The organism is Parvibaculum sp. (genome assembly GCF_019635935.1).
Lineage (GTDB): Bacteria > Pseudomonadota > Alphaproteobacteria > Parvibaculales > Parvibaculaceae > Parvibaculum.
Map to the genome: position 1 here is coordinate 3276768 of NZ_JAHBYN010000001.1, position 19091 is coordinate 3295858.

The 19091-nt window shown below is 62.6% G+C and carries 13 protein-coding genes; 10 read left to right on the forward strand and 3 right to left on the reverse strand.

Annotated features, from left to right (window positions below; all coding sequences use genetic code 11):
• Positions 1–11: 11 nt before the first annotated feature.
• The 4 genes from KF719_RS16185 (at position 12) to KF719_RS16200 (ending at position 6250) form a co-directional block, all read left to right on the forward strand.
• Positions 12–3578 (forward strand): autotransporter outer membrane beta-barrel domain-containing protein, encoded by a 3567-nt coding sequence (locus KF719_RS16185; protein ID WP_293510114.1) that lies wholly within the window; start codon positions 12–14, stop codon positions 3576–3578.
• A 65-nt stretch (positions 3579–3643) separates the two neighbouring features.
• Positions 3644–4750 (forward strand): TIGR03032 family protein, encoded by a 1107-nt coding sequence (locus KF719_RS16190; protein WP_293510115.1) that lies wholly within the window; start codon positions 3644–3646, stop codon positions 4748–4750.
• A 120-nt stretch (positions 4751–4870) separates the two neighbouring features.
• Positions 4871–5470: a TetR/AcrR family transcriptional regulator gene (locus KF719_RS16195; protein ID WP_293510116.1), complete on the forward strand. Its 600-nt coding sequence runs from the start codon at positions 4871–4873 to the stop codon at positions 5468–5470.
• A gap of 96 nt (positions 5471–5566) precedes the next feature.
• On the forward strand, positions 5567–6250 hold the full coding sequence (locus KF719_RS16200; protein ID WP_293510117.1) for a flavodoxin family protein: 684 nt from the start codon (positions 5567–5569) through the stop codon (positions 6248–6250).
• A gap of 200 nt (positions 6251–6450) precedes the next feature.
• Here KF719_RS16200 and KF719_RS16205 read toward each other — a convergent pair whose 3' ends face one another.
• The gene (locus KF719_RS16205) at positions 6451–8151 is read right to left on the reverse strand and encodes an AIPR family protein (RefSeq protein WP_293510118.1); all 1701 of its coding nucleotides are present in this window, start codon (positions 8149–8151) and stop codon (positions 6451–6453) included.
• Positions 8152–8447: 296 nt separating this feature from the next.
• On the opposite strand from KF719_RS16205, the gene rarD reads away from it, so the two are divergent.
• Positions 8448–9383, forward strand: coding sequence for an EamA family transporter RarD (rarD, locus tag KF719_RS16210; protein WP_293510119.1), 936 nt, complete (start codon positions 8448–8450; stop codon positions 9381–9383).
• A 192-nt stretch (positions 9384–9575) separates the two neighbouring features.
• On the opposite strand, the gene KF719_RS16215 is transcribed toward rarD, so the two are convergent.
• Complete coding sequence (locus KF719_RS16215) at positions 9576–10124, reverse strand: TIGR00730 family Rossman fold protein (RefSeq protein WP_293510120.1); 549 nt, start codon at positions 10122–10124, stop codon at positions 9576–9578.
• Between the two features lie 141 nt (positions 10125–10265).
• Between KF719_RS16215 and KF719_RS16220 the strand changes: the two genes are divergently transcribed.
• The 4 genes from KF719_RS16220 to pssA all read left to right on the forward strand — a co-directional run bounded on the left by KF719_RS16220 (position 10266) and on the right by pssA (position 14929).
• Positions 10266–11234: an Ig-like domain-containing protein gene (locus KF719_RS16220; RefSeq protein WP_293510121.1), complete on the forward strand. Its 969-nt coding sequence runs from the start codon at positions 10266–10268 to the stop codon at positions 11232–11234.
• 155 nt (positions 11235–11389) lie between these two features.
• Entirely contained in the window at positions 11390–13279 is a 1890-nt protein-coding gene (locus KF719_RS16225) for an ABC transporter ATP-binding protein/permease (protein WP_293510123.1), read from the forward strand.
• 72 nt (positions 13280–13351) lie between these two features.
• Entirely contained in the window at positions 13352–14032 is a 681-nt protein-coding gene (locus tag KF719_RS16230) for a phosphatidylserine decarboxylase (RefSeq protein WP_293510124.1), read from the forward strand.
• A gap of 27 nt (positions 14033–14059) precedes the next feature.
• A complete protein-coding gene (gene pssA / locus KF719_RS16235; RefSeq protein WP_293510126.1) occupies positions 14060–14929 on the forward strand; it encodes a CDP-diacylglycerol--serine O-phosphatidyltransferase in 870 nt (289 codons plus the stop codon).
• 228 nt (positions 14930–15157) lie between these two features.
• On the opposite strand, the gene KF719_RS16240 is transcribed toward pssA, so the two are convergent.
• Complete coding sequence (locus KF719_RS16240; protein ID WP_293510128.1) at positions 15158–16471, reverse strand: methyltransferase domain-containing protein; 1314 nt, start codon at positions 16469–16471, stop codon at positions 15158–15160.
• Positions 16472–16704: 233 nt separating this feature from the next.
• Between KF719_RS16240 and KF719_RS16245 the strand changes: the two genes are divergently transcribed.
• Positions 16705–19002 (forward strand): MMPL family transporter, encoded by a 2298-nt coding sequence (locus KF719_RS16245; protein WP_293510130.1) that lies wholly within the window; start codon positions 16705–16707, stop codon positions 19000–19002.
• The last annotated feature ends 89 nt before the right edge of the window (positions 19003–19091 follow it).

The window sequence follows — 19091 nt, forward strand, 5'->3', positions numbered from 1 at the left end:
GGGATGTACCGATGAAAGCGATCAATTCGCGGTTGCGCGCCCGTGCGCTCGGCACGACCGCGCTCGTCGCGCTGGGCGGCCTGATGCTGGGTGCGAACCCCGCCGATGCGGCCTGCACCTCGTCCGCGCCGCTCGCCGGCGAGACCGTCACCTGTTCGGGCGCCGTCGTCGATCCCGTCATCACCGGCGCAGCCGGCGTGACCGTCAACCTCGACCCCACCGCCGATTTCAACATCAACGATATTCAAGCGATCCGGTTGGGCAACGACGGCACGGTCACGCTCAATGGCAACGGAGGATCAAGCGCGCGGATTTATGCGATCGAGAACGACGTCGTGGGCATTGCGGGCGAAGACGATCTCACCGTCACCCTGAATGCCGACTCGCAGATATCCATCTACGGCAACGACGGAGCGCTCGGTATTGATGGCGGGTCCGGCAGCAGCGTCGTCCTCAACGGCACATCCGGTCTTAACGTCGTCGGCATGTCGGACTACGGCGTGGGCATCGCGCTCGACGGGCCGGGCTCCACCGTCACGCTCAACGGACAATCCTTTGTCCGCACCTATTCGCACGACATATCGATCGGCATCACGGTCAATGGCGACGGCAACGCCGTCACACTCAACGATTCCGCCTACGCCAGGGGCACGTCGTTCTACAGCCTCACCGATGGCGTGGCATTCGGCGTCGTGACCTCTGGCGACGGCAACACGATTACATTGAACGACGCCGCCGCGATCGGTGGCCGCGTCATCGGCGACGATGCCGACTATGCCGCCGGCATTTTCAGCATCGGAGCCGACACCGTCATAACCCTCAACGGCACCTCGGAAGTGAGGACCGACATCGACAACTCCTTCGTCTACGCGACGGGGGGCATGCTGGTCGGCGGCACGGGCGAGCGCACGATCACGCTGAACGGCGCCTCCCGCGTGGCGGTCGATTTCTACGATTCGACGGGTTATCTCGCCCTCGGCATCGGCTTCGGCAATGTCGCATATCCGGGTGGCGGCGGCACCTTGACGCTCAACGGCGCGTCGCGTGTCGACGTCGATATCGAAGCCTCCAATCTTTATATCGCGGGCGGCGTCGTCGCCAATTCGAACGACGCCAACATCGTGCTCAACGGCACATCGGCGATCGGCGTCTATCTGGACGATTCCAGCGTCTTTGCCGCAACGGGCCTCTGGGCGTTCGGCGACGACAATATGCTGACGCTGAACGGCGCGTCGGGCGTATCCGTTGCCCTCTACGATTCCGCCAGCTTCATTGCCGCGGCCGCGGGTCTGGGAGACCTGCTCGGCGTCGGCCCCGGCTTCGGGGGCACGGGCGGCATGCTGACGCTCAACGGCACCGCACAGATCGGTCTCGAAATCGACGCATCGGACGCGACTGCCGCTTTTGCAGCCCTCGCGCTCACCGACGATGCCACGATAGCGCTTAACGGCGCCTCGGCCGCCACGACCTACATTACCGACAGCACGGTCGAATACGCCGGCGGCATATACGCGCTCGGCGACGGCAACACGATCGTGCTCAACGATTTCGCCTCGGTTGATGTCACGGTCATGCCGTCGGCGGATGTGACGGACTTTCTGAGCGGCATCGGCGTCCGGGGCGACGACAACGACATCGTGATGAACGGCGCCTCCTCGGTCACGCTCAATGGTGTCAGCAACGCCTATGCCGCCGCCGGCGTTTTGCTGTTTGGCACCGGCAACACACTGACCCTCAACGGCAACGCGACAGTCGACGTCACCCCGTCGGTCTATGCTCATGGCGTCTACATCTATGGCGGCGACGGCAACACGGTCGTCCTGAACGGCAGCGCCAGCGTCCTCGGTGGCAGCGGCTCGGGCATCCACGCTTACGACTCGACGGACGTCACGATCGCGCTCGGGCGCGACGCCTCCGTTTCGGGCACGGTCGGCATCCACCTCGACGATACCGACGATTCGAACATTCGTGTCGCCGGCGCCGTTGCAGGCACCTTTGCCGGCATCGTGATCAACGGCGACAACAACACGCTGACGCTCGACACCGGCGCGTCGGTCACGGGTGGAATTTACACGACGGGCGACAATGCGCTGGTGCTGCAGGGTGCGGGCGAACTCGATACGCTCGTCGCCGGATTCAGCGACCTCGCGGTCAACGCCACCGGCACCTGGAACCTGTCGAATGTCCTGGTTCTCGACGACACGTTCGGTCCGGGCACGGCGACGCTCAACAGCGGCACGACCCTCGTCAACCTCGCATTGATGGCGCCCGGCGGCGTCACGGTGGGGGCGGGCGCCACGCTCGGGGGCAATGGCCTGGTCATCGGCGATGTCGTCAACTTCGGCACACTTTCCCCCGGCAACTCGCCCGGCGTCCTCTTTGTCTTCGGCGATTTCGATTTCGCCGCGGGTTCGGCCTTTCTGGTGGAGGCGGACGCCACCGGCGCCGACCTGCTGATCGCCACCAACGATGTGAACATCGACCCGGCCTCGACCCTGCATATCAGCCATCTCGCCGGCATCGACGGTTTCGACGCGACGATCCTGATCGCCGGCAATGCGATCAATGGCGCCTTCGGTTCGGTCACCGGCGGAGCCGGCGCGCTGACTTACACGCCGACGGCCGTTTCGCTGCTTGCCATGCGGCCGACCTCCATCAACGGCGCGCTTGTCGCCGGCGCGCAGGCCGGCTTTGCCTTCCTCGACGCGCTGAACGGTCAGGCGCGACACGGCATCGGCGGTGCCGGCCGCATCTGGACGACCGGCATCGGCGAAGACGGCCACCGCAAATCCGATGGCATCGGCGGCGCCTTCGACAGCAAGACATATGGCGGCGTGTTCGGTGGCGACATATACAGCACCGGCGCGGCCTCGTTCGGCATCGCGGCCGGCTATCTCGACACGGTGGCAAAAACCGCCGGCGGCGGTTCGTCCGTCGGCATCGAGGCCTGGCACCTCGGCGCCTATGGTTCGTGGAGCGTCGGAAATGGTTTCGTCACCGGCGCGATCGGCGGCGCATTCCAGACTCAGGACGCATACCGCGCCGTTCTCGCCGGCGGCGGCCTGGCGACGGCAACCGCGAGCCCGGATGCCTGGTCGGCGGGTGGCGGCATTGTCGCCGGTCATGCCTTCCCGCTTGAGGGCAACTGGACGCTGACGCCGACGGCGCATGTCGCATATCAGAGACTGGAGCGCGACGGCTACAGCGAAACCGGCGGCGGCACGGCGGCCATCCGTGTCGGCGGCCAGACCGCCGAGACGTTGAAGGCGGGCATTGGCGCCGAACTCGGCGTCGAAATCGGCGACCCCAATGCCAGATGGTCGGTCCGTCCCGTGCTTCGCGCCGGCATCGGCCGCGAAATGCAGTTGGGCGACACGACGGTCGGCGGCGCCTTCCTCTCCACCGGCGCGCCCTTCACCGCGACGCTCGACAGCCGCGACCAGACCGTGCTGACGGGCGGCGCGGCGCTCGATGTCGGCATCGGCAACGGCATATCGGGCTTCTTGTCCTGGGATGGCCGCGCCGGCGATGCCGGCAGGGGCGGCGCTTTCACCATCGGCGCCCGCCTGACGTGGTAGGCTGACTTCGAACGCTTTGGAGCGCAACGCAGCGCGCGCGGAGCAGCGCCATGTCGGAAAACTCCATGTCGAATGCACCAACACCGAACAAACCCATGATCGTCGGCGACGATGTCGGCAAGGAGCCGGTGGCGCCCTTCCACCTGACTTTCTCCAGCCACTTCCGCCCCTGGCTGGCGAAGCTCGACACCGGCATCGCCTTCTCCACCTACACCGCCGGCAAGCTGATCCTGCTCGGTGTCGGCGGCAAGGGCGGCTATGCCGTGTCGGAGCGCACCTTCGACATGGCGATGGCGATGGCCACCACCGACGACGGGTTGATGCTCGCGATGCGTCATCAGGTCTGGCGCTTCGCCAACAGCTTGCTCCCCGGCCAGCTCTACGAAGGCTGGGACCGCATCTTTCTGCCGCGCCAGTGCCATGTCACCGGCGGCGTCGACATCCACGATCTCGCCATCGACAGGAAGGGCCGCCTGCTCGCGGTCGTCACCGGCTACAATTGCGTTGCGAGCCTCGACATGCGGGGCTCCTTCAACCCGCTCTGGCGTCCGCCCTTCATCGACGGCATCGTCGCCGAGGATCGCTGCCACCTGAACGGCTTCTGCCTCGATGCCGGCGTGCCCGCCTACGCAACGATCATCGCGCCGACGAACACGCTCGGCGGCTGGCGCCCGCACCGCGCCGATGGCGGTGAGGTCATCGACATGCGCACCGGCAAGACGGTCGCCAAAGGCCTCGCCATGCCGCATTCGCCGCGTCTCTATCGCGGCAAACTCTGGCTGCTCGAAGCGGGCACCGGCTGGTTCGGCTGGATCGACACCGCCACCGGCGTCTTCAACCGCGTCGCGTGGTGTCCGGGATTCGTCCGTGGCCTGCGCTTCATCGGCGACTACGCGATTGTCGGTCTCTCGAAACCGCGCAACAAGGTCTTCGAGGGCCTGCCGCTCGACGACGAACTGAAGACGCGGGGCGCGGAGCCCGTCTGCGGCATCCACGCCATCAACCTCGCCACCGGCGAAATCGAACACACCGTCACCATTACCGGCTCCGTCGAGGAACTCTACGACGTCGCCTTCCTCCCCGGCGCCAAAGCCCCGCTGCTGGTCGGCCTGCAAGGCGAGGAAGCCCGAAAATTCGTCTTCCTCGGCCCCGACAGTTCGGGGAAGCCGTAAGCGCCGGCTCTCACGCCCCCTTCGCGTCCGTATCTTCAGGCGACGGCCGATCCGCGGGTTGAACCCGCCGCCCCGCCGTTCTAGCCTCGCCGGTACAGAACCCGACCGGGCAGGACAATCATGGCAAGGCCGCGCAGTTTCGATGCCGACGAGGTGCTGGCAAAGGCCATGCAGGTCTTCTGGGCAAACGGCTACACCGCCACGTCGCTCGACGATGTCACGGCCGCGACCGGCGTCAACAAGCCGAGCCTCTATGCGGCCTTCGGCGACAAGCAGGCCTTGTTCCGGCATGTGCTCGACCGCTATCACGCGATGCTGCTCGCCCACATGAAGACTTCGCTGGAAAAGCCGCCATCGCCCCGCGCGGCGATCCGCGACTGGTTCCTTGGTTTTCTGCCGTCCTGCTCCGGCCCGCGCGCCACCGGCTGCCTGTCGGTCAATGCCACGCTCGAAGCCGCAAGCCTCGATGCCGCCGTCCTCGCCGCGATTCACGCCTTCGACGCGCGCGAGGAAAAACTGCTTGAAGCCGCGATCCGGCGTGGCGTCAAGGCGGGCGAGTTCGCGCCCCGCCTCGATCCGAAATCCGCCGCGCATCATCTGATGGCGGCGCAGAAGGGCTTTCTGGTCCTGTCGCGCGCCCGCCCGGCGCCGGCCGCCACGCGCCGCGCGATGGAGCAGGCGCTTTCGGCGCTCGATCGCGCTGCACCGCCCACCCGCTGAATTCGACGCGCGCGAAATTTCGCTCTTGACGCGGCCCGCCTCGTTTCATACTTGTGAGTACAGAACAGGTAAAACGGCAAATCGGGAGCCCCGGCCATGACCAGCATTGCGATCGTCTATCACTCGGGCGGAAACAGAACCGGCCGCCAGGCCGAAGCGATTGCGCGCGGCTGCCGCGCCGTGCCGGGCGTCGAGGTGAAAGTTTATTCGCTCTCGGCCGATCAGGTCGGCCCCGACATGCGCTGGCGCGACAAGGCGATGATCGAGGAGTTGAAGGACGTGGACGGCATCCTGTTCGGCAGCGTCACCTATTTCGGCACCGTCTCGGCGGTCTTCAAGGCCTTCCTCGAAGGCACCTTCGGCCTCTGGTACGATCAGTCCTTCAAGGACAAATGGGCGGGCGGCTTCACCAATTCGGGCTCCTTCAACGGCGACAAGCAGGTCACGCTGATGATGCTGCTCACCTATGCCGCGCAGATGGGCATGTTCTGGGTGCCGATGGGCGATCATCCGGGTGCGAACCATGCCGAAGCATCCGCCGACGACATCAACCGCCTCGGCGCATTCCTCGGCCCGATGGCGATGAGCGAACCCGACAGCGACCCCGAACTGTTCCCGACACCCGGCGACATCCTCACCGCCGAACGCTACGGCGAACGGTTCGCCTCCGTCGTCCGCCACTGGCGCCGCGAAGGCAACTACGTCACCCCCCGCGCGGTCGACGCCGCCGCCACCGCGGCCCTGAAAAAAGTCGGCCTCACAGTGGCCGACGTCTATTGAGCGAGAGGGGTGGGGCAGGCTCCGAGCCGCGCTCCTCCGTCCCCGCCTCAATCCTTCAAGCCGAGACCGTCATGGCCCGCTTTATGCGGGCCATCCACGTCTTTTCTTTCCTTCGTGTGTCTGTAAAGTGAAGAAATCAGAGTACTGATTGTAACTCATTTACCGGCGGCGAGGCGTCATGCTGCAAACAGTTGCGGCGATCAGCCACCGGCCCTCAGTCCAAAGTGTGCGAGTATTTTGTCTGTTATCGGTTGTGTTCGAATGTGGTCTCTGTCCCAATTACCTTCAGCCACTTTGTCAACAACGGCTATTGCCTGATTGAGAATTTCATCAGCGTCATCCCAAAGTTTCTTCATGATCTTCTCGCAGCGCCTCCCCATGTCCGCCGAATTCATAAGTGACTGCGCTTCACCGTCCATAATGAGTCGTGCCGCCAGCAGAATGTGATAACGACCAGGGACGAATTTTGATGAAATTTTTTTGGCGCTGAACAGTCGTGTGAGCCTATAAGCTGCGTAAGCTGCGACATAGTAAGGCTCCATCCTGTCACCATCGCGAAAAATATCCTTGCCAACCTTCTCCGCTAGAAGTTTGTAGTTTCGCGTCGTCCGGTGCGGTTCATTTAGAAACATAGCGCCCACCGCACGCACCAATGTTTGATGCCCCACGATGCGAGATTTAAGAATTTCTTCGCTATCATATTGATGGGTGCGACGCTCATAGTACAAACGATGATCAGCGTCAAAACGCTTGAAGTATTCTTCTAGCCTCTTGGCAAAATCCTTCAATGCAAAGAATTGGTCTGGCTTAACCTCGGTTTGCCTATTTGTTGCTGTGATTACAGACTCAGTTACGGCCTCGTCTTTGGTCGAGATGATACGAACGGGAATGCGAACCTCATCTGTCAGAAGATCCCAATTGTCGTGCAATACATGGCTCGTCTGACAACCATTGACGATCTGAAAGTCTCCCATCGTGAATTTGTTGCCGGTCGCGAACAGAGTCTTAGCGATGATGGTGACACCGTTGTTCATGAGTGGAAATCGACCGCGCGCCTCGGATTTCAGAGTTTCTCTTATTTCGGCGTTGATGGCGTTGTAGCCTTCCCAATCGCGGACATTCTCATAGAACAGACTCTTGATGATGTCGCCTTCGTCATCGCGCACGAGCGATAGAAACGTTGTTGCCGGTAGTAGTCCAAGGTAAGCCTCTTTTACGCCAGCTATTTCGGGCACGACTGTTCGCTGTGGAAAGTCGAACTCACGCGTAATGGAATTTTTTGTCTGATTATATAATTTTTGAATTTGATCCGCGCCAATTGGGACGAACTCTACATCCTTAAAAAGTCCTGTGGCCTTCAGTTCTTCGACTTCTGCTGAAGCGCGAGCCACGAGATTCTTGTCGGCTTGCCACTTGCCCGTAGTTACGTAGTACATGTAACAAAGAGGATTTCCCTTCGAGAATTTTCCGCTTCGCTTGTAGATTGCTTCCATTATCTCGACGGCACGTTTTATGTCGTCGTTTCGTTCCAGTTTTCCCTTTCCGAAGAAATCCTGCACACCGGCGCCGAATGTGCCGATCTTACCGCCGTCGAATCCCTCTGAGCGTTCCGCCTGTACAAATATGAATGTCGTTTCCAGATACCCATTGAGTTCGACAAGGTCTTCGATGGAATCGACATCGCTAATTAGACTGTTGTTCACAATAATGGCGATACCATCAATTCCTGTATCGCCACCTTTGCCAACGACGAGATCGGGCGGGTCAAAGGGCGCTTCGCTGTAATGCTTTCGCGTGGTGAGAAAGGTGGCGAACGTTTCGAAACGTTCGGATTCCTCGATGCTCGTGAGATCGAATTGCTCGGCAAACTCCGCAAGCAATCCTTGGGTTATTTTATCCATGATTCGACCCCCCTAGAGTCGGCGCATTGCCATAAATTGGCGGAGTTAAAGGGTGTAATCATCGGTGTAGTTCATCGCTTGCCGCTTGTGTTTGAGGTGCTGCGTACTGAACTTCTTAGAATGAGCATATAGTGCGAAGTACATATACAAATAGAAATCTGCTCTGATCCACGTTGTAGACTGAGCGATGGGTCTGCGTACGGCGCCACAATTGATACAATTTTCCGCTGGCCGCTTGCCCGCGACTCGTGCTTCCTTTCGCGCGGCGCGTCCCGCGATCCTTCGGAACAAGTCCCATGACACCTGCGTCTCCCGCAGCCCCCGCGAGCGAGGCCGCGCTTGGCGCGTCGGCCGCCGCCGCCGGTTATCTGCTCTGGGGGCTCTCGGTCATCTATTACCGCCAGCTTGCTCATGTCGTGCCGATGGAAATTCTGGCCCATCGCGCGCTCTGGAGCCTGTTGCTGGTCGCGGTCTGCGTCCTCATCTTCGGGCGGCGCGCGCAATTGATGGCGGTGTTGCGCGACCGCCGCGCCATGGCGATCCTCGGGCTCACCGCCGCCATCATCGGCTCCAACTGGCTGGTGTTCATCTGGGCCGTCAATTCCGATCGCATCCTCGAAACCAGCCTCGGCTATTTCATCAACCCGCTGATGAGCGTGCTCGCCGGCGTGTTGTTGCTCGGCGAGCGCCTGTCGCGCGCGCAGAAGCTCGCCATCGGGCTTGCCGCCGCCGCCGTCCTCTATTTCACGTTGGCCCTCGGCTTCGTGCCCTGGGTGTCGCTCTTCCTCGCGGTCAGCTTCGCCGCCTATGGCTATCTGAAAAAGACGGTGCGCGCCGGAGCGCTCGAAGGTCTCTTCGTCGAGGTTGTCATCCTCGCGCCGTTCGGCATCGCCTGGCTCTTCTGGATGTCGGCGCATGGCGGCTCCGTCTTCGGCAATGTCGATCCTTATACGGACATTCTGCTGATCCTGACCGGGCCGATGACCGCCGTGCCGCTCCTCCTCTTCACCTATGGCGCCCAGCGCATCCGGCTGACGACGCTCGGCCTGATGCAATACATGGTGCCCACCGCCTCCTTCCTGATCGCGGTCTTCCTCTATGGCGAGCCCTTCGGCATGGGCCAGCTCGTCACATTTGGCCTCATCTGGGTGGCGCTGGCGCTTTTCAGCTTCGACACTTTCGTCCGCGAGCGCGAATTGCGCCGCGTGGCGAACCTCAAAAACCGGGGATAAGTTTTTCCGCCGCGGCAGATTCCGCCCCGCGAATCGCCCAGCGCACCCGCGGCAGTCCAAAACCGGGGATAAAAAATTTCATCCCCGGGGATAAGTTGCACTTATCCCCGGGGATCATCCGTACACGGAGAGAAGATATCCCCGTTTGTGACAGTTTTTTGACAGTTTGATGACAGAAGGGGGGTGGCGCTGTCACAAAGCCGCTTCGATGCGCGGGATAACGTCCTCGATCCGATCCACCACCGAGTAGATGCGCCGGATGTCGGAGCGCGCGAAACCGGCCTTGATGATGTGGTCGAGAAGTTCGATCAGCGGATCCCAGAAGCCGTTTAGGTTCACAATAACAATGGGTTGGCTGTGCCGGCCGAGCTGCGCCCAGGTCAGCATCTCGACCGTTTCTTCGAGCGTTCCGATGCCGCCGGGCAGCGCCACGAAGCCTTGGGCGCGCTCGAACATCGCCTGTTTCCGCTCATGCATGCTGTCGGTGACGATCAGTTCCGTCACATCGTTGAGCTGCACCTCGACTTCCGTCAGGAATTTCGGAATGATTCCAGTGACTTGTCCGCCTTCCGCCAGCACCGCCCGCGCCACCGCGCCCATCGTCCCGACGCCGCCGCCGCCATAGACGAGGCGTACATTTGCGCGTGCCATCAAACGTCCGAAAGCATCCGCCGCCGCCATGAATTGGGGTTCGCGTCCGGTGCCGGAGCCGCAATAGACGCACAGGCGTTCGAGTTTCATCGGCTAAGCATCTTTCACTGTTGAGTTTATCGTCGCGGAGCATTCACATTGGTGCCGTATTTGCAAGTTACGCGATAGACTATGCGTTGCGCGGAATTCGTCCCATTCCGGCACGCGTACCAACGGGCAGGGAACACGGAAATGAAACTCGGAGCGATCCTCGGTGCCTTGGTGGTGGCCCTCGCGCTGCTGGCCGCGGGCTATTGGTTCTTTCTGCGCGGCGATGGCGTACCGGCGCCCGCCGATGTCGCGGTCGAGGGGCAAGTCCCTGAAGACGTTGACGTTTTCGACGAGGCCGCCGACCCCGCCATTCCCACATTCGACATCGTCCGCGTCGAGCGCGACGGTGCGACGCTCGCCGCCGGCCGCGCCCTTCCGGGCGCCCGCGTCGCGGTGAAAGCCAATGGCGAAGTGGTCGCCGAGGTCACCGCCGACGACCGCGGCGAATGGGTCGCCGTCCTCGACGATCCGCTGAAACCCGGCAATGTCGAGCTCCGCCTCACCGCCACCAATCCGGACGGCAGCACCCGCGACAGCCGCCAGGTCGTCTCCGTCGTCGTCCCCGACCAGCCCGACAAACCCGCCCTCGTCGTCCGCAGCGAGCCCGGCAAGGCAAGCATTGTGCTGCAAGGACCGGGTGTTCCCTCCGATGCCGGTAGCCTGATCCTCGAAACGGTCGACTACGACGAAGACGGCAACCTGATCATCTCCGGCCGCGCCGACGCCGGCGCCACGGTCCGCGTCTATGTCGGCGGCGATCCGGTCGGCCAGACGACCACCGGTCCCACGGGCCGCTGGGAACTCCGCCCCGACGTCGAAATCGCGCCCGGACAGTATGCCCTGCGCGTCGACCAGCTCGACGAGGAAGGCCGCGTCGTCGGCCGCGTCGAGGTCCCCTTCGAGCGCGGCGAACCCTCGGCGGTCCTCGCGGCGCTGAAGGAGGGCAAGGTCGTCATCCAGCCGGGCAACAACCTCTGGAACATCGCCCACCGGCTCTACGGTTCGGGTTTCCGCTACACGGTCATCTACGAGGCCAACAAGGACCAGATCCGCGATCCGGACCTGATTTATCCGGGTCAGGTCTTCGCAACGCCGGCCGGCGACCGCTAAATGCCTGTTGCGGTTCGCAAATAGTCGCTTATCTAGGGATGAGAACGACGCCCCGTCCGGGTTCCGGGCGGGGCGTCGGCGCTTGCCGTGCCCCTCGAAACCGGAGACCCTCGGCCACAATGTCCAGGCACATGAGCCGCAATACACAAGGCGGAATGCCGCCCCTGACCCCCCGCGGTCACTGGTGGACGCTCGCCTCGGTGCTGCCGCGCCTCTGGCCCGCCGGCCGGTCCGACCTGCGCACCCGCGTCGTCATCGCCATGATCGCGCTCATCGGCGCCAAGATCGTCACCGTCTATGTGCCCTTCCTCTACAAGGAAGCCGTCGACCGCCTCTCGCCGGAAACGGCCGCCGCCGCCGCCGTGGTCGTGCCGGTCGCGCTGATCGTCGCCTATGGCGTCGGCCGCATCCTGATGGTGGCGCTCGCCCAGCTTCGCGACGCCGTCTTCGCGAAAGTCGGCCAGAACGCCGTGCGCGAGCTCGCGGTCGAGACCTTCCGCCACCTCCACGCACTCTCGCTGCGCTTCCATCTGGAGCGCAGAACCGGCGGCCTGTCGCGGGTTATTGAGCGCGGCACCAAGGGCATCGACTTCCTGCTGCGCTTTTCGCTGTTCAACATCGTGCCGACGATCATCGAACTTATCCTCGTCTGCATCATCCTCGCTTATGCTTTCGACATCTGGTACGCGGTCGTCACCGCCGCCACCGTCATCGTCTACATGATTTTCACCTTCGCCGTGACCGAGTGGCGCACGCGGTTTCGGCGCGAAATGAACGATCTCGACACCGAGGCCAACACCAAGGCGGTCGACAGCCTGCTCAACTACGAAACGGTCAAGTATTTCGGCAACGAAGACCACGAGGCAAAGCGGTTCGACAGGTCGATGGCGGGCTATGAGCACGCGGCGGTCAAGACGACGACATCGCTTTCGCTGCTCAACACCGGTCAGACGCTGATCTTCACGGCCGGCCTCGCGGCGCTGATGCTGATGGCCGCGCAAGGCATCGCCGCCGGTATCCTGACCGTCGGCTCCTTCGTCATGGTCAATGCCTATCTGATCCAGCTCTACCAGCCGCTCAACCTGCTCGGCACCGTCTACCGCGAAATCCGTCAGGCATTGATCGACATGGAAACCATGTTCGACCTGTTGCAGGTCCCGCCGGAAATCCGCGACGCGCCCAACGCGCGTCCGCTGGAGGTGAAGGGTGGCGAACTGGTGTTCGAGAATGTCGGATTTTTCTACGATCCCGACAGGCGCATCCTCGACAATGTGTCCTTTCGCGTCCCCGCCGGCCGCACGCTTGCCATTGTCGGCCCTTCGGGCGCGGGCAAATCGACGATCTCGCGCATTCTCTATCGCTTCTACGACATCGCCGAAGGTAGCGTCCGCATCGACGGTCAGGACATCCGCGACGTGACGCAAACGACGCTTCGCGCCGCCATTGGCATGGTTCCGCAGGACACGGTGCTCTTCAACGACACCATCCGCTACAACATTCGCTACGGCCGGCCCGATGCGACCGACGCCGAGGTCGAAGCGGCGGCCCGGCTGGCGCAGATCGCCGGCTTCATCGAGCGCCTCCCGAAAGGCTATGAAACGCGCGTCGGCGAACGTGGCCTGAAGCTCTCGGGCGGCGAGAAGCAGCGCGTCGCCATCGCCCGCACCATCCTCAAAAATCCGCCGATCCTGCTGCTCGACGAGGCAACTTCGGCGCTCGACACGCACACCGAAAAGGAAATACAGACGGCCCTGAAAGGCATTTCCGAAAACCGGACGACGCTGATCATCGCCCATCGCCTGTCGACGGTTATCGACGCCGACGAAATTCTGGTGCTGGAACAGGGCAGGGTGATGGAGCGCGGCCGCCACGAGGTGCTCCTCGCGCAAGGCGGCGTCTATGCGGCAATGTGGAACCGCCAGCGCGAAGCGGATGCCGCCCGTGAAAAGCTCGAAACGATGCCCGCAAGCGCCGCGCCGCAGGCGGCTGACCTCGAATCCGATCCGGTGGAGCCACTGACAACGGCCGATTCCGGTTACGCTTAACCTCAAGGGGCGGGCGGAGTACACTTCGTAAGTGTTCCCGGATAAACCGCCAGATTAAACAGAAAGACGCTCATGGACGCCCTGACTTCGATCCTGACCCCGATCCACAAGGAAGGCCACCGCTGGGTCATCATCTTCGCCGCGGCGACGATCGTCCTGTTCCTGATCTGGAATCCGCTCGGCTGGATCGGCGTCGTTCTGACGCTCTGGTGCCTCTACTTCTTCCGCGATCCCGACCGCGTCACCCCCTCGCGCGACGGACTGGTCATCAGCCCGGCCGACGGCGTCGTTAACATGATCACGGAAGCCTCGCCGCCGGAGGAGCTCGGCCTCGGCGACATGACGCGCACCCGCGTCAGCATCTTCATGAACGTCTTCAATTGCCACGTGAACCGGGCGCCGGTCGCCGGCAAGGTGAAGCGCGTCGCCTACAGGCCCGGCCTCTTTCTCAATGCCGATCTCGACAAGGCGAGCGATGCCAATGAGCGCAATTCGCTGCTGATCGAGCGCGCCGACGGCGAGCAGGTCGTCGTGGTCCAGATCGCCGGCCTTGTCGCGCGCCGCATCGTTTGCGACGTCGCCGAAGGCGTCGATCTCGCGGCGGGCGAGCGGTTCGGCATCATTCGTTTCGGCAGCCGCCTTGATGTATATTTGCCGGTCGGGGCAATTCCGCTGGTTGCAGTCGGACAGACCTCTATCGGCGGCGAGACCGTGCTGGCCGATTCCATTTCGGTGGAACCGCACCATGTCTGAGTTCGGGATAAAAGCGAGGTAACGAAAATGGCCGGTCCCCTTCCGCCATTCGAGCCGCGTCCCGGCGCCGGTTTCCGCGCCGGCGAGAGCCTGCGCACACGCCGCGCCCGTCAGTTCGCGCAACTGCCCGTGCGCACGATCATTCCCAACGCATTGACGGTGCTGGCGCTCTGCGCCGGCCTCACAGCGATCCGCTTTGCAATCGAAGGCCGGTTCGAGGCGGCCGTCGTCGCCATCATCGTTGCTTCGGTGTTCGATGCGCTTGACGGGCGCGTCGCGCGTCTGTTGCAGGGGTCGACCCGCTTCGGCGCCGAACTCGACTCGCTGACCGATTTCGTCAATTTCGGCGTTGCCCCCGTTGTCGTTCTCTATTTGTGGTCGCTTGGCGAAATCGGCGGCATCGGCTGGATCGCGGTGCTCGGTTTCTCGGTGTGCTGCGCGCTGCGGCTTGCACGCTTCAATGTCGCGCTGGAAGATCCGGACAAGCCCGCATGGACCGGCAACTATTTTGTCGGCGTTCCGGCGCCGGCCGCCGCCGGCCTCGTCATGTTGCCATTGTATCTTTCGTTCATCGGCGTCGGCTGGCTCAAGGAAGCGCCGCTTCTGATTGCGCTGCACGCGCTGGCGGTCGCCTTTCTGATGGTCAGCCAGATCCCGACATTTTCCGGCAAACGCATGGGCCTTCGCATTCGCCGCGACATGGTGTTGCCGATCCTGCTTCTGATCGGCTTCACCGCCGCTGTGATCCTCAGCTATCCGTGGTGGACCTTCATGTCGCTGGCTGCAGTTTATCTGCTGTCGATTCCGGTCGCCGTGATGCGCTATCGCCATCACAAGGCGCGCACGGCGACGCACGACCCCGAAGCGGCCGAAACGAGCGATCTGAAACTGGATTAATAAATCTTTGCCGCTCAGCGTGCCGGGCGGACTCTGTCTCCGGCGTCGGCATGTGCGGCGCGCGCCGCGCCCAGCCTTCGAAGTACATCGCGGCGCAGCGTACCGGAAGCGTCGAGGATAGGTTCAACGCGATTGTTGTCGCGGGTGGTGTACGCCTCGGTGTCTCGCATTGTCAGCTCCGCCGATGCTCCGGCGGCTCCATCTGTTTGGTCGTCGTCCGTCTCGTCGTCACGTTGCGGCATCGACCAGCTCCGTTTCCATCCCGCGCTCTTCTTCGGTTGGCGTTCCCGTCTCGATGCCGGCCGGTTGGCGCAGCGCATGAACATGCAGGAGACGGAGCATTCCGGTTTCGAGCGCCCGGCTACGGGCCAGCCACGCATTGCCTTCACGCATCAACATGGCGGCCGTTTCTGGCGGAAGTTTGGCGTTTTGCAGGCAATCGTGGAAATGCCGCCATCCGGCATGGATAAGCGGCAGATATTCGGCGGTCAGGTCGTCAATTCTGTCGATCTTGTAATGTTGGGCTTCGAGCGTTTCCCGGTATTTCGCTTCCGTCCACGGAAACACCGGCGCTGCCTCGGCGTTTTGCCAGACGACAAGCATGTCGTCGTCGATCTCGTCGCGCGCAAGCACGAAATCGGTGAACATCAACGATCCGCCATCGCGCAATGCGCGGCCCACCAGCGCCAGCATCGCCGCGCGATCTTCGACGGCAAACAAGGTCTCGCGCATGAAAATCGCCGCATACTGACCTTCCGGCGCGAAATCGTCGGCCGAAAATCCGTCCGGACGCGTGAGAACAGGCGCGGTAGCGGCGACGCCCGCCTGCACGGACATTTCATGCCCCGCGGCCGCAAGTTGTGCGTCCGTTTCGAGCCCCTTCACCGTGACGCCGAATGTTTTCGCGACCGCGCGCATCGCGCCGCCGAGACCGGGCGCCAGGTCGAGATAGAGACCGTCTTTTTCAAACGCCAGCGGCCGCACCAGCTTGACCGCGAACTCGGGCCCGCCCGGCAGGCTGAAACCTTCGCCCCAGAGCTTCTGGATGATGTCGATGCGGCCGAGAACCGGCGCCTCCGGCGCGGCGGCAGGCGCGGTGGCGGCAGCGGCAGGTTGCGCGATGGTCTTTGACTGTATTGCTACGGGTGCCTTGACCTTTTTCGTTTTCTTTTTCTTCTTCCGCCGGGCAACGCCCTTGGCGCGTGCGACGTCGTCGGTATCCATGCCTTCCCACCAGGCGATAAGCCGCAGCAGGCCCTCCATGACGATTCCCGTCTCGGACGAGCGGGCTTTTTTGGGCGAGCTCTTCTTGTCTCCCTTGGAATCCGATGCGTCCTGTTGGCCGGGCCGCTTGTCCGGATGTTCGACGAGAAACTTCTCAAGGGCTTGCCGGTGCGTGGCGCTGAGCTTGCGCATTCGCCGGAAGCGGGCGATTGCATCGCCGGACATGGATTCCAGAGCGGATGTGAAGACAGCGACCGGCATCGCCTGCAGCTCATCGCTGCCGACTGTTGCCAGGTTGACGAGCGCTGTGTCGCTCATGGTCAGTCCGCCGGTTTTCCCCAATTCCCGATGTTTCGCGCCCGCCGGAAGCAGCCTTCCGCATGGCGCAGAGCAGCGGTTCAAACGCCATAATATTGCCAGGTGCGTTAAATCCTCGTTTCCGGCTATCGCCCAAACGTTAACGTTCTCTAAACTCGCGCTTTTCTTTGTGGCGGAAATCGCTCATTTTAGCCGCGCGCTGATTGAGTTTCGGGGTGGGGCGGCGCTGTTTCATGGCCAGAGTGATGAATCCGGTATTGCGGTTGCCGCGCACGATTGTTGCGTTGTGCCTTGGCTTGTTTCTCGTTGCCGTTGCCGGCGTCGCACAATTCACCATCTCTTCGGACACGCGCGTCTTCTTCGCCCCCGACGGCGCGGGCCTCAAGGCGTTGCAGTCCTTCGACGCCCGATACGGCCAGAACAACAATGTGTTGATGGTCGTCTGGGCTGGCGGCCGCAAGGTCACCGAGCCGGATGTTCTGGCCGCCATCGGCGATCTCGTCGAGCGCGCCTGGCAGTTGCCGAGTTCGACGCGCGTCGATGCGCTGACGAACTTTCCGCATGTCTCGTCCGATGCCGACAGCTTCACAGTTGCCGATCTGGTTCCGGATCCGGCGGGCGTGACGCCGGAGGAGGCGCGTGAGATCGAACGGATCGCTCTCGACGACCCTTTGATCGTCAACCGGCTTCTGGCCGAGGACGGACGCGCGGCCGGCATCCTCGTCAATTTCAACCTGCCGGTCGAGGCCTCGGCGGAAGTGCGGGCCATCATCGCCGCGAGCCGGGCGCTGGTCGCCGCCTTCGAGGCGGATCACCCCGGCATCGAGGTGAAGCTCACCGGCAATGTGATGCTGATGGGCACGTTCACCGAGGCCGCGCTGAACGACGCGATGGTGCTGATACCGATCAGCCTCGTCGTCACCGCGATCGTCATGTTCATTTTCGTGCGGGCCATCCTGCCAAGCATCGCCATTCTCTCTCTGCTCGGGCTTTCCAGCGCCACCGCGATGGGCGTTGCCGGCTGGTATGGATGGGAAATCAACACCGCGACCGTCGCCTGTCCGATCATCATTATGACGATCAACATGGCCTCTGCCGTTCGCATCGTCACCACGGCGCTCGGCGCGCTTGGTCGCGGGCTGGCGAAAAACGAGGCGATTGCCGAAGCGGTGCGGATGAACCTCTGGCCGGTGACGCTGACCAACGCAACCACGATGATCGGCTTCCTGGCGATGAACCTCGCCGATGCGCCGCCGCTGCAGCAGCAGGGCAACATCGTCGCAATCGGCATCGTGATTGCCTACGTCTTTACCTTCACATGGCTTCCGGCGGTGCTGGCGCTGATGCCCCTGCATCCGGCGGTGCAGCGCTCGGAAGCCGCCATGGTGTCGCTCGGCCATTTCGTAAACCGCTACTACAAGGTGCTCTTCTTTCTCTGCGGCGCGGTCGTTGTTTCAAGCGCGTTCTGGATCGGCAATATCCGGCTCGACGACGACTTCGCGCGGTATTTCGACTGGCGTTTCGACTATCGCCAGGCTTCGGATTTTGCCGAGGAGCGGTTGACCGGTCTCAACATCATCGAGTTCGACGTCGGGAGCGGCGAGGAGGGTGGCGTGTTCGAGCCCGAGTATCAGCGGCGTCTCGCGAATTTCGAGACCTGGTTGCGCGCCCAGGAAGGTGTGGTCAGCGTTGTCGCCGTCTCGGACATCACGCGGCGCATCCACGCCGCGATGGACGCCGGCGCTGCTGCGGCCAGCGGCGACATACCGGGCGACCGCGAACTCATCGCGCAATACTTCCTGCTTTACGAATTGTCGCTTCCCTATGGCGCCTCGCTCAATGACCAGATCAATGTCAGCCGCTCGTCGAGCCGCGTAACGGCCATTCTGCGTCACAAGACATCGAGCGAAATCAGGGCTCTCAATGCGGCGGCGGCGGAGTGGCTGTCGGCCAATGCGCCGCCTGAAATGCACAGCAAAGGCATCAGCATCAACGTGCTCTTCGCCGAACTGTCCGGCATCAATATCCGATCGATGATGTTGAGCACCGCCATCTCGGTTCTTTTGATCGCCGTCATTGTGGGCCTGGCGCTGCGCAGCGCCTTTCTGGGATTTCTCAGCATCTTTCTCAACATGCTGCCTTCGCTGGTCGGCTTCGGCCTCTGGGGCTTGCTCTATCAGGACATCGGCCTCGCGGCTTCCGTCGTCACCGCCATGACCATCGGCCTCGTGGTCGACGACACGATCTACTTTCTGTTGATGTACCGGCAGGCGCGGGAGCGCGGGCTCGATCCCGAACAGTCGATCAACTACGTCTTCGCGACCGTCGGTGTCGCGATGCTGGTCATCACCGCCTCATTGACGCTCGGATTCGGGACGCTGGTTTTCTCCGGCTTCGAGGTCAACCGAGCACTGGGCGCGATGACCGCGCTGGTCATCATGTCCAATCTCTTCATCGATTGGCTGATGCTGCCGCCGGTAATGCGGATTGTCGAAAACAGCCGCCTGAGAGCCGCTGGACGCAGGAGCTAGTGGTTGCGGTTGCCGCGGCATACTAGATTCGCGATTCTCCCTAGACTCATGATTATGGAATCACTTAAAGCCGCCCATTAACTGCTTGT